Source organism: Streptomyces sp. NPDC043908, from assembly GCF_056435525.1.
On record NZ_JBWKEI010000015.1, the window covers coordinates 76,013 to 88,895 of the forward strand.

Below are 12,883 nucleotides of genomic sequence, written 5' to 3' on the forward strand. Positions count from 1 at the left end.
GGCTGAATTCCATATTCCGCAGCCATACAGGAGCAGCATGGGGACCGAAAGACGGCGTCGGCGAAAAGCGATCGCCTCGGCCTGGAGTGTGGCGGTGAGCAGCGCCCTGATATCCGTCGCACTCGGCGCCGGCCCGGCAGCGGCCGGCGAGGGGGACGCTCCCGCTCCTGTGAAGCCGAACCCCGTCGAGCACCCCGCCACGGAGCCATCGACACCGCTCACCGGTCCGCAGGCCGCCGAAGCCGAGGCCGCGGCGCAGGCCAGGGCGACCGGCTCGGCCGTGCCCGTGCAGAGTGCCACCACCCCGACCAGTACGCTCACCGCCAACCCGGACGGTAGCTTCACCCAGAGGCAGAACGTCACTCCCGTACGCGTGCGGAAGGACGGTCAGTGGACGCCGCTCGACGCCACTCTCCGGCGCGGCGACGACGGGGCGCTCACCACCACCGCGACTCCCACCGCGCTCGCGTTCTCCCCGGGCGGGACAGGCCCGCTCGCCAGGATGACCACGCCCGAGGGCAAACAACTCGCGCTCTCCTGGCCTGATCCCCTGCCCGCGCCCACCGTGTCCGGCAGAGCCGCCCTGTATCCGAACGTCCTTCCCGACGTCGACCTCCGCGTCACCGCCCAGGACCAGGGCGGATTCGCCCAGGTCCTGATCGTCAAGACCCGCGAGGCCGCCACGAATCCGAAACTGGCCACCGTACGGCTCGCCACCTGGACGACGAGCGGACTGACGCTGTCGGATGACGCACACGGCGGCCTGAGCGCCAAGGACACCACGGGAGCCGCGGTCTTCTCCGCACCCACTCCGACGATGTGGGACTCCAGCACCGCGTCCGGCTCCGCCACGTCCGGCCTGTCGGTGGCCCGCAACAGGGCCCTGGTACAGGAACGCACGGCCGCCGCGGGCGAGACCGGCTCCTCGCCCGACGGGCCGGGGGCCGGTGCCAAGCAGGCCGACCTGCAGGCCCGGACCGCCGAAGGAGCCATCACCCTCACCCCCGACCAGCACCTGCTCACCGCCACCGACACGCACTACCCCGTGTACATCGATCCCAACTGGGAACCGGGCAGGACCGACAGCAACACCTGGGGTGCCGTCTGGGAGGCGTACAAGAACAGCGCCTGGGACACCGGCAAGTGGGGCAACCCGGGCGTCGGCTACCAGGGGTACCAGACCGACACCGGCATCGAGCGCGTCTACTACAAATTCAACACGTCCCCGTACGCAGGAAAGGTCGTCCACTCGGCCACCCTCACCATGACGGAGACGTACTCCGCCTCGATCGGCTGCGAGAAGTACGGGCTCAACGTCTATCGCACCGACTCCTTCAGCACGGGCATCACCTGGAACACCGCGCCCAGCGCCCACGAGAGGATCGGCAGCGCCTCGGTCACCGGCACCCGCAACAACGACTGCCCCGGCAACCAGCTCGCCGAGGCCGACATCACCTCGGCCGTCGACGACGCGGGTTCCAGCCTGGCCGTCGGCGTCTTCGCCGCCGACGAGAGCAACCGGGACGCCTTCAAGCGGTTCTCGACCAGCGCGTCCCTGGTCGTGCAGTACAACACCGTCCCCAAGGTGCCCACGTCACCCGGGACCACCCCCGCCTCCGTCTCACCCACCACGCCCGACTGCGGGGTGAACACCATCGGCTGGATCGGCGCGACCAACGCGGCCGGTGACGGAATCCACCTCCGGGCCACGGTCGCCGACGCCGACGCCGACCAGCAGGTCCGCGGACAGTTCGGGATCTGGGACGACTCGGACGGCAGCAGAAGCGTCATCGGCATGGGCGACAACGGCTCCAGTACCGCCTGGGTCTCCAGCGGCACCACCGTCGACAAGGCGGTCGGCACCCTCACCGACGGTCATCTGTACGGCTGGTACGCCCGATCCGACGACGGCATCAGCCACTCCGCCACCACGCCCGTCTGCCACTTCCGCGTCGACGGGACACCGCCGTCGGAGCCGGCGGTCGCGTCGGACGACTACCCCGCCTCCGGCTCCGCGGTCACGACGCACCACGCGGACGACCGGTTCGGCGGCACGTTCCGGCTCAGCGCCTCGGACGGCGGAAGCGGCGTCGACTACTTCGAATACTCCTTCAACCGGTCCCTCCCGGTCGGCGGCGCCACGACCGTCGACGCCGTGAACGGGACGGCTTCCCTGAACCTGACACCCGGCCACTGGGGCACGAACGTGCTCTACGTGGACGCGGTCGACAACGCCGGAAACCGCTCCCGGACGTACGAGTACGACTTCTACGTGCCGGGCAATCCGAACGCCAAGGCCGTGGCGGGGGATCTGACCGGTGACGGCCTGCCGGACGTCGCCACCGTGGACGGCGGCGGGAACATCCGCATGTACCCCGTCGGCACGGACGACCCGGCGCGCGGCGGTACTGTCGCGGCCTACCAGGCGCCCAGCAAACTGCCCACCACCGCCACGTGGGCCGGGGCCATCCTCGCCCACCGCGGCTCCCAACACGGCGGACAGACCGTCGACGACCTGTTCGCCTACAAGGGCGGAGAGCTGTACCTCTACCTCAACCCGACGAACGGCGACTTCACCAAGGCCCAGCTGGTGACGGTGACCCGGCCCGACTGCGTCTTCGATGCAGCCAAGTGCCGCAGCTATGGTGACAACTGGCAACAAGTCACCCAGCTCATCGCGCCCGGCGATGTGGACGGAGACGGCGGCAACGACCTGGTCACCGTGGAGAACGGTGTGCTCTGGCTGTTCCACGGGGCCGGCAACGGCCGTTTCGTCAACCCGGTCCAGATCGGTGCCGGCGGCTGGCAGAGCATGACCGTCCTCGCCCCCGGCGACATCGGCGCCGCCAGCGGCGCCTCCCGTGACGGCCTGCCGGATCTGTGGGCGCGCGACACCACCACGGGCGCCCTCTACGCGTACTACAACCGCGTGGGCGACCCGACCGGACTGGGCGACATCACCACCCGCCAGCAGATCGGCTCCGGTTTCTCCGTGCTGGCCCATCCGTCGATCACCTCCGACGGTGACCTCGACGGCGACGGCTACGCCGATCTCGTCTCCACCACCTGGGGCGGAAGCCTGATCGAGTTCCCCGGCCGGGCACCCGCGGCGGGCCAGTACCCGTTCACCGCCGCCGCGGACATCAGCCAGCGCGTCTGGGGCAAGACCATCCAGACCCTCGAGGGCTCTGCCTACCGGCCATACGCCAAGAACGACTACGACGGTGACGGCAGGAGCGATCTCACCGCCATCTCCGGCTCCGGCACCCTCTACTACTGGCACGGCAACGGCAACGGCAGCCTGCGCAACGGCGCCCGCTTGTGGCCGGTTGACGGCGACTACCTCACCTTCCGCGACCTGGCCCCGGGCGACCTCAACGGGGACGGCAAGACCGACCTCGCGGACATCAGTGGGGTGGGCACGCTCTACTGGAAGCCGGGTGACGGCAACGGCGGTCTCGGCGGTTCGGAGAAGCTGTGGCTCACGGACGAGGACTTCAAGACCTTCCGGGATCTGACCTCCGGCGACTTCAACGGGGACGGCAAGTCGGATGTCGCTGTCATCTCCGGCGCAGGCAACCTCTACTGGTGGGCAGGCGACGGCAACGGCCACCTCGGCACCGCCCAACGCCTCTGGCCCAACGAAGGCGATTTCACCACCTTCCGCGACCTGACCTCCGGCGACTTCAACGCAGACGGCAAAACCGACATCGCCGCGATCTCCGGCGCAGGCAACCTCTACTGGTGGGCAGGCGACGGCAACGGCCACCTCGGCACCGCCCAACGCCTCTGGCCCAACGAAGGCGATTTCACCACCTTCCGCGACCTGACCTCCGGCGACTTCAACGCAGACGGCAAAACCGACATCGCCGCGATCTCCGGCGCAGGCAACCTCTACTGGTGGGCAGGCGACGGCAACGGCCACCTCGGCACCGCCCAACGCCTCTGGCCCAACGAAGGCGGCTTCGCCACCTTCCGCGACCTCGCCTGACCCAGCCGCAGGGTGTCCCGGCCCCCGAGGGCCGGGACACCTGCTCCACCCCCTGACCAGCCCCCCCCGGAAGGCCTCCCCACGTGCCTATCAGTCATCGTCACCGCGTCGCGCTGGCGATCGCCGCGCTAAGTACCGCAATCGGCGCTACCCCCGTACAGACGGCCATGGCTGCCGACGCCGGCGCCTCCGAAGCCGGACTGGATCTGAGCACCCCCAGCACGGTCTACGTCAACGGCACCCCCGGGGACGTAGACCTCACGGTCACCCGCCCGCCCGCCGGCGATACCTATATCCGGCTGGACCTCCACGGCGCCGGACTGGACCACATACGCATCGTGGACGATGCCGGTACCGACGTGCCGTCGCACTACGACCCGTCGGATGGGTCCAGGAGGATCTTCGAGATCGGAGCGGCCGACAGCGATCACAACGGTGTACCCGGAGCACCTCTGGCCGAAGGCACGACCCATCTGCACGTGGCCGCTGAATACGGCGTGGGCAACCACGTCTCCCTGTACGGCCGCCTCGTGGACGGTGCCAGCGGACAGTTCCTCGACAACGCCCTGGAGCAGGGCCCGATAATGATGCCTCTGTCGTCGCCGTCGTTCACGAGCAGTTGGGTTTCCCCGGGGCACGGCACCGGTACCAACGCGACCATCGTCGTCAGCGCGGGTTACCCCCAGCCCGCCCACATGCGACTCACCACGCACATGGGGGCCATGCCTTCGCCCCCGACGAAAACACACACCCAGCTGCGATTCACCGCGCGGCAGCTGGCAGCCGCCGGCTACAGCGCCACGAAGCTGACCGAGGGGGTGAGGGTCGAGTACTCGACGGACGGCTCGCAGTACGCCCGGGTTCCCTGGACGACCGATGCCAGTGGCGCCGCCGTCCTCGACTTCCCCGCGCGCTCGTGGGGAGCCGACAAGCCGGTCGAGGCAACCGAGGACCTGCGTCTGTCTGCCTCCTGGGGGCTTCCGGCCAGCTTCCTCAACGGCGCTTTCTGCACGTTCGCCGACGAAGGAAGAGAGGTACTGAGACAGGACCAGGAGTTCCAGTTCGAACACGACTACGTCCCCGCCTCCGCCAGGCACTCCTTCTACGGCAGGGACGCAGCCGGCGTCCTGTGGCAGTACCAGGAGGGCGAGTACCCCGAATACCACGGCCAGTACTACACCCCCCGCACCCGCGTCGGAGGCGGCTGGCAGGCGTACGACCTGCTGACCAAGGTCTCCACCTTCGGCGTCCAGGGCACCGGCGACCTCGTCGCCCGCGACCGCTCCGGCGTGCTCTGGTACTACGGGGGCAGCGGCGACAGCAGCGCCCCGTTCCTGTCCCGCAGCCGGGTCGGGGGCGGCTGGCAGATCTACGACACCCTTCTCGGCGCGGGCGATGTGACCGGGGACGGCAGGCCGGACCTCCTCGCCCGCGACCGGGCCGGCACGCTCTGGCTGTACAAGGGCACCGGCAACCCGAGCGCCCCCTTCGCCACCCGCACCCGCGTCGGTGGCGGCTGGAACACCTACACCATGATCACGGGCGGCTCCGACCTGACGGGCGACGGACGCCCCGATCTGGTCGCCCGCGACCACAACGGTGTGCTCTGGCTTTACCGGGGCACCGGACGGGCCGCCGCCCCCTTCGCCACCCGCACCCGCATCGGCGGCGCTGGAACACCTACACCACCCTCACCAGCCCCGGAGACCTGTCCGGCCACGGCCACGCAGGCAGTCTGCTGGCCCGTGACCACGAGGGCAGGCTCTGGATCTACTTCGCCACCGGCAACGCCGACGCCCCGTTCGGGCCACGGCTGCAGATCGGCGACGGCTGGAACACGTACAACGCCCTCATCTGAGCAGACCACCGCTCCAGGTTCTGACTATCCAGGGGATACCGAGGCCGTGGGTGTTCCGACACCCACGGCCTCCTGCTGTCAATGGCGCTCGTACGGGACGGTGGGCTCCGCCTCCCGGCCCAGTGCCCGGCACGGACCGTCCGGCTGGTCGCCCCCGCGCCCCCGCTCTTCACCATCCGAACCCGCACGGATGGCTCCTTCGGCGCCTCGGAAGCCCCGTCTTTCGCCTCCCGCTTCCCGCCCCGTGAGGCCGGCTTGATGCTCCTTTGAGCCGCATCAGGTGGTTCTCACCACGCAATACAGGAGGGAACTAGCCGTACCGGTAGGGAAATGAGCCATATGAGGCTGGGTTGCTGTGGATCTTTGCGAGTCACACAAGTATTGCGAGTCTGGCTCAACCAACTGGGCATCGGGTGGCTCCTGTTCAGCCAGCCACACGATCAAACCACTGTTGTCAGAGCCATTTAGACCGCGCCCGTCGACTCTTCGCACGTGCGCGCGAGGAAGGGCGGGTCGGCCATCGGGTGCTCCCCGTGGACCGTGGCAAGATCGGCAGCAGGCACCACGTGATTGTCGAGGCGTACGGCCTCCCTATGGCGTGGCATGTCGGCGGCCTTCTCACCCTGGCCGACGGGAACCGCAACCGCGTCACGGAGCTGGTCCCGCTGGTCCAGGCCGTTCCGCCGGTCCGCGGCAGGAGAGGAAACGTGCTGCACCGCCCCTAGCGCCTCCACACCCGCTGCGGCTACGACCGCTGCAGTTGCCGTGACCCGGTCCCCAGGTTCGAGAACACGTCGGTGGCCGCCCGGCGCCGCATCGAACACGGCTCCGGTCGCGAGGTCTACCGCTGGGTCGTGGAGAGGGGGAGCGATTGCGCTGCTGCCACTGGTTCCGGTGCCTGCGGATGCGCTGGGAGATCCGCGACGACGTACACCAAGCCTTCGTCACCCTGGGCTGCGCCGTCATCCGCTGGTGCCGGCTGGAGACCTCGTTGCGTACCCGGTCCTAGCGCTGGGCGTCGTTGGGGCCACCGAAGTCGGGTATGTCCGCGGACAGCAGGTGTTCGGCGGCGTGTTCGAGGGCCTTGGCCGTCTCGGTGGAGCGGGGGAGCATGGTCTTCTCGTAGGTGCGGATGGCGTCGTCGACGGTGGCGGCGTTCGCGAGGGCGAGGGCGAGTTCGCTGGCGTCGAGCATGGCGAGGTTGACGCCGACGCCGAGCGGGGGCATGAGGTGGGCGGCGTCGCCCAGCAGGGTCACCGTCGCGCTGTGTTCCCAGGTGTGCGGGACCGGGAGGGCGAGGATCGGGCGGTCGATGTAAGGGCCGTCGTTTTCGGTGATCATCCGGCGCATGCGGGGCGACCAGTGGGCGTACTCGTCGCGGAGCACGGCGCGGATGCCGTCGGTGTCCTCGGCGGTCAGCCCGCGGGTGCCGATCCAGTCGGCCGGGACGCGTTGGATGATGTAGACGCGGATGTGGTTGCCGCTGTTGCGCTGGGCGAACAGCGCGCGTGCGCCGTCGGCTGCGTGGGCGCTGCCCGAACCGACCAGCTCGGCGATCTCGGGGTGCCGGTTCTCGACGTCGGAGAACCGTGCTTCCAGGAAGCTGACCCCGGTGTACTCGGGGACGGCGGGGGACACGGCCGGGCGTACCCGGGAGAATGCGCCGTCGGCGCCGATGACCAGATCGGTCTCGATGCTCGTGCCGTCCGCGAAGTGCAATCGCCGCGGCCCGTCGGCGGGTCCGCTGATCGTGTCGAGGGCGCGACCCCAGTGCACGGTTCCCGGCTGCACGGAGCCGAGCAGCAGGTCGCGCAGCTGGCCGCGGTCGATTTCCGGCTTGAAGAGCTCGTCGGGCGCCGGGACTTGGTGGGACGTGATCCTGCCGGTGGGGTCCATCAGGCGCATTTCCTGCCCTTCGGGACGGGCGAGGGCGAAGAACTCGTCGAGCAGGCCGGCTTCGCGCAGGGCGACCTGGCCGTTGTCGGCGTGCAGATCGAGGGTGCCGCCCTGGTTGCGGGCGTCCGGGCCCGGGTCGCGGTCGTAGACGGTGACCGCGATGCCGCGCTGCTGGAGGATGCGGGCGCAGGTCAGTCCACCGGGTCCGGCTCCGATGATGCTGATGCCGGCCTGGGCGGGGGCTGGGGAGTTCATGGTTTTCCTGTCGGTCGGTGGAGAGGAGGCGTCGGGCGGAAGGAGCGGGACAAAGCGGGGCGGTGTGGTCCCGCGTCGGCGTCGGCCTCGGCCGCGGTCGTGCGTCGTGCGTCTCCTTGATGCGCAGGAGCGCGACGGGCGGTGCGGTGCACGCGATGGCCGTGCCGGTGAAGAGGCGCCGTTGAGGTACCCGCGATCTCACAAAAGCACAACGCACATAAAAGTGCAACGACTCTAATTAGCGACCGGTTCGACAATCGGATACGCTCTCCTCATGACCGTGCCCCCCGTCAGCCGCCGCGACCGCAAGAAGGCGGCCACCCGGCAGGCCATCGCCGACGCCGCCCTGCAGCTCTTCCTGGAGCATGGCTACGACCACGTAGGCATCCGTGACATCGCCGACGCCGCCGACGTATCGACCGCTACGGTGTTCAAGCACTTCAGCGGTAAGGAAGCCCTGGTGTTCGACCAGGACCAGGACCGGGAGTCAGAGCTGATCGCCGCGGTGCGGGAGCGCCCCTCGGGTCAGGGCATCCTCGACGCTCTCCGACAGCACGTCCGCGACACCTGGCCCTCGATCGAGGCGCATCCTCAGGCGGCCGAGTTCACCCACCTCGTCGACTCCACACCGGCGCTGCGCGCGTACGCGGAACGGATGTGGACCAGGTACACCGACAGTCTCAGCGCAGCCATCGCCGACGAGGTCGGTGTGGACCACGACGACCTCGCCTGTGTGGCTCTTGCCCGATTCGTACTGGACATCCCGGCACTCGCTCGCGGTCGACAGGACCGCCGAGCCGCCGTCGAGGCAATCTTCGACATCCTCACCCACGGCTGGGAACCACCCACGAAGCCATCTGTGCCGTAGCCCTCACCACGCGCTTCGGCGGCACCGACCCCACGGTCGGTGAGCACCTGTCCTGGCCTGGACGCCGCCGTCCGACAGCCGCGTCTTCGCGGGACTGCGGTGGGGGGGCCGCACACCCCTGGTGCACCAGTGGAAGCGCATTTCCGCCAGATGGTGCAGCTGTGCTCCCTGATCGCGACTACTCGTGCACAGCCGAAACCGGAACAGCTGCCACTGGTGCACCGGTGCCATGGCACAGGCGGTTCCGAATACCTAGATTTACGAGGCAAGACAGGCCCCTCCCGCTCACCGTAGGGGCGGGCGCCCTGTCTGGGCACATGGGACAGATTCAACGGGGTTGGCACAAGCTCTTGCCAGAGACCCGCGCGCCAACGGACCGAACGGGTCAGTCGACGGCGACGCGTCGGGCAGCACCCCCCAAACCTGGGGCTAAACATGTACAGACACATCAGGCCACGGCCTGCTTGGACCGTTCGTCACGAGTCGGGCCCGTGCCTGAAGAACCGGCAACGGGTGCTGACAAGGGGCGCTCCGCCATTGCACCCCGCCGGCAACGCCAGACGCACCGAGCCCGGCTTTTTGAACGCCGTTGCGCCGACACGGTGTTGGGTAGCACTGCTGCTGGTAGCGCGCACCGCGTTCCGCGCAAACCATAAGGCCGGAACCGGCTGCTCAGCCCCAGGTATCCATGCCCGGCGGTACTGAAGCACTCAGCCCCCGACGTCTCCCATCTCCCGGTCGCGGACTCCCCTGACGGCCGGGGGCATGAAGCAGCCGACCCAGCCGCTCGTCCCGAGCGGCTGGTGCCCGTGCGCCTCCCGCAGCGGGCACCGGCGGTCAACTGCAGGCGGGGCGCCGTCTGCTCCCCGCAGCGTGCGCCCCGTCACGTGCCTTCCCACCTCCGCCTTCCCCACCCCGTACCCCGCACCCCGCACGGCCGATTGGCCGTGGCCGATCCGTCACCCGCGACACAGCGCCGGTCGAAGGCGCACGCACCAGTCCCCGGACCCGCGGGGACGCGTTGAGAGGATGAAACGATGACCGATGCAGCTTCGCTCCTTCGCCCGGCGCCGGTACACGGAACAGGCCGCGAAGCCGGGTCCTCCACCGCGGGTATGCCGAAAAGCGCATGTGCACCACCCCGCCCCCAGCGCACCCAGCGCACCCACCGGAACGCATCCACGACGGCTCCGGCACGGCCGCAACCCGCCCGCCGGGCGGCCGGCGGTCTGCACGACTTCATCCGAGGACGGCGCCGCTACCTCGCGCTGAGCCAGGAGGAAGTCGCTCACCGCCTGGACATCAGCGCCCGCGCCTACGGCAACTGGGAGCGCGGCGCCGTACACACCTGGACCGACCTCAAGTTGTCTGCGCTGGCGGCCGCGCTGGAAATGACCGCGGGCCAGACAAGCCGCCTCTTCTGGCTCGCCGCCAACCGGGCCCCGCAGCTCGCGCGCACCGGACACACCGCGCACCCGCGGCTGAGCCCCGCGCAAAGGGGCCTCCTGCGCGACTATCGGTCCACGATCGAAGCCACCAGCCTGCCGAGTCTGCTGGTCGATGCCGGATGGGACACGAAGGCGGCCAATCAGGCTTTCCACCGCCTGTTCGCCGCGGTAGGCGTGCATCCGAGCGCCATGCCGGAGAGTAACTTCCTGCGCTTCGGGCTGTTCCATCCCGACGGCCGCAAGGTTCTGGCGCACTACACACACTGGCGGCTGTCGCTCCTGGCGCAGCTCACCCTGGGACTGGAAGTGCACGGGCACCCGCAGCTGCAGGCCATCCGCCGCCAGGTCCTCCTCGACCCCACACTGCGCGCCGTCTACCTGAACGAGCTCCCCGCCTTCGTGTGCGGTGCGGGAACCGACCTCCTCGATGCCCAGACGGTGCGAAAGGTACGTCCCACCGCCTCTTCGGCTGTCCGGAGGTTCCGTCTGGTGGAGGAGTCGCCGAGGCCGCTCGAGGCCCTGGGGCTCACTCGCGTCACGTTCGTCCCCGTGGGGCAGGAGCCTGCGGCGACGGCGTGAACCAGCCCCGAACCACCCTGAGGCGGCCGCGCCGAACGCACCGTACACGGTCCGCAATGCCTCCTCGCCCGCCGCGACCGAGCCCTCGAACGGAGAGACTGTGGCCCTGCCGACCCGGCCCGACCGCGCCGCCCCGAGCCGTAGCCGCCTCGAACGCGGTCGCGGTGGTGCTGTCGCACAGCTACTTACCGATGAGCGGTGTCGGCCGCATCGTTTCAGAAGGTCGAGGCGTGCGATGACCTAGGAACTCAACAGCCCTGTACGGCCACGCCGTGCCCGGGTCCCCTCCGGCCTGACGAGGTGCGCCAACACCCCGTCAAGCGCCGGGGAACACGGCCCGTCATCTCCTAGCCCGAGATGCCAGGTTGATCACTCCAGCAGTACGGAGCTCACGCCCGTTACGGGGCTTTGACGTTCCACCACCGGGAACGGACCACCATCATGATGCAGCACTGCGGTGCTCGCTGTCACTCACTGCTGTTCGAAATGAAAGTATTTGCGGGTCGTCTGCGCTTGTCTCCCCATCCGAAAAGCCAGTGCCTCGACGGCATGTTCGGCACCCTGCACGTTCCTGCCGGGGGCCTTCGGTGACCGCCGCCGGAAGGGGCGCGCGCACCGCGCCGGCAGGCCTGCTCGCCCCGCTGCCGACGCTCTCTCCCCGTATGGTGCGCCTCCTCGTCGACGGCGACCGGGAGAACAGTTACGCCGGTTCGCCCGCCGGGCGCGGCAGCGGCGCGGCGGACTCCGACCACGCCTGGGCCGTCACCCGCGCCCTGGCCGTCGCCTGCGTCCACGCGGGCTGGAGCCGCGCCGCCTTCGTGCAGGTACTCCTGGACGGTCCCTATGCGGCGGGCCGGCCCGCTCGCGCCCTGCAGCACCGCCACGGTTACGACAGAGCCGTTGCCTGGCTCCACCGGGCCTGGGAGGGCGCCCGCCACCATGTACGCGACGGTGAGCCGCTTCGTACCCGGCAGGACTTCCATGCTGCTCTGGCGGACTTCCGGGCCCGCGTCGAGCGCACCAGGTGGAGCGGAACGGCCGCCAAGACCGACCTGCGCAACCTGATCGCGCGCATCGGTATCTGCTCGCGCTCCGGAGGCTGGGACCACACCGTCTCCGAGCGCGACCTCGCCGAGCGTATGGGGTGCAGCCGCACCACCGCCCGCCGGTCCAACCGGCGCCTTGTCCACGCCCGCCTGCTGCGTCAGCTCGACTCCGGCTCGCCCACCGAGGGTTCCTGCTGGATGCTGGTGTCCCGCACCGACCGCTCTCAGGAGCTGTCGCACAACGAACCCACCCCTCAACGGCCGCAGGCTGGGGGGGCCATGAGTGGGCCAGTGCTGAGACCGGACACCGGGGAAGCGGATATCGACTCCCTCACCGCCGAACACCTCATGCGCCTGGACGCGTTGGCGCACCGTGGCCTGAGCGGGAGTGGGCTCGCCGTTCTTGCGGCGCTGGCCGAGCGGGACGGGCAGACCCTGGCCGAGCTGCGGGGAAGTGCGTCCATCTCGCGTGCTACCGCCTACCGGCAGCTCGCCAAGCTCACCGATCTGGGCCTGGTGCGCCGGGACGGTGAACTGCTGCACCTGACCCTCGCGGCGGTGGAGAGCATCGGCGACGCCCGTGCGCTGGGTGAACACCCCGCGTCGCCGTGGGCGGGCATCGCGGAACGGCTGGGCGTCGCGGGAACCGGTGCCCGCAGGCGGCAGCGCCATGTCACCGAGCGCGCCTGGTGGCGCGCCGTGCAGATGCGATGGGCAGCGCGGCGCAGCGCGAGAGCAGCGGGGCGCAGCGCGAGAGCAGCAGGGCGGGACCTGTCGGGCCATGCACGCGTGACGTGCGCCGTGGGGGGTGAACGCCTGGACCGCGCGCTGTCGGGGCCGGCCGGATACGTGCTCCCGGCGCCACGTGCAGGCGTGGGCTCACGTGCAGGCGTGGGCTTCGGGCCATGTCGCCTGCCTGCCTGACGCGCATGGCAAGGCTGG

At 69.8% G+C, this 12,883-nt stretch carries 7 protein-coding genes; 6 read left to right on the forward strand and 1 reads right to left on the reverse strand.

What is annotated here, in order from left to right; translation table 11 throughout:
- The first annotated feature begins 94 nt into the window (after nucleotides 1-94).
- The 3 genes from AC069K_RS28655 (at nucleotide 95) to AC069K_RS28665 (ending at nucleotide 6,574) form a co-directional block, all read left to right on the forward strand.
- Nucleotides 95-3,991, forward strand: a complete 3,897-nt coding sequence (locus AC069K_RS28655; protein ID WP_478621214.1) for an FG-GAP-like repeat-containing protein — start codon at nucleotides 95-97, stop codon at nucleotides 3,989-3,991.
- Nucleotides 3,992-4,158: 167 nt separating this feature from the next.
- A complete protein-coding gene (locus tag AC069K_RS28660) occupies nucleotides 4,159-6,108 on the forward strand; it encodes an FG-GAP repeat domain-containing protein (protein WP_478621216.1) in 1,950 nt (649 codons plus the stop codon).
- 274 nt (nucleotides 6,109-6,382) lie between these two features.
- Entirely contained in the window at nucleotides 6,383-6,574 is a 192-nt protein-coding gene (locus tag AC069K_RS28665) for a hypothetical protein (RefSeq protein WP_478621218.1), read from the forward strand.
- Nucleotides 6,575-6,854: 280 nt separating this feature from the next.
- On the opposite strand, the gene AC069K_RS28670 is transcribed toward AC069K_RS28665, so the two are convergent.
- Nucleotides 6,855-8,000 carry an FAD-dependent oxidoreductase gene (locus tag AC069K_RS28670; protein WP_478621220.1) on the reverse strand — a complete coding sequence of 382 codons (1,146 nt, stop codon included), beginning with the start codon at nucleotides 7,998-8,000 and terminating at the stop codon, nucleotides 6,855-6,857.
- Between the two features lie 274 nt (nucleotides 8,001-8,274).
- On the opposite strand from AC069K_RS28670, the gene AC069K_RS28675 reads away from it, so the two are divergent.
- From AC069K_RS28675 to AC069K_RS28685, 3 genes are all read left to right on the forward strand, one after another.
- A complete protein-coding gene (locus AC069K_RS28675; RefSeq protein WP_478621222.1) occupies nucleotides 8,275-8,868 on the forward strand; it encodes a TetR/AcrR family transcriptional regulator in 594 nt (197 codons plus the stop codon).
- Nucleotides 8,869-9,905: 1,037 nt separating this feature from the next.
- Nucleotides 9,906-10,895, forward strand: a complete 990-nt coding sequence (locus AC069K_RS28680) for a helix-turn-helix domain-containing protein (protein ID WP_478621223.1) — start codon at nucleotides 9,906-9,908, stop codon at nucleotides 10,893-10,895.
- A 587-nt stretch (nucleotides 10,896-11,482) separates the two neighbouring features.
- Complete coding sequence (locus AC069K_RS28685; RefSeq protein WP_478621224.1) at nucleotides 11,483-12,865, forward strand: helix-turn-helix domain-containing protein; 1,383 nt, start codon at nucleotides 11,483-11,485, stop codon at nucleotides 12,863-12,865.
- Nucleotides 12,866-12,883: the final 18 nt, after the last annotated feature.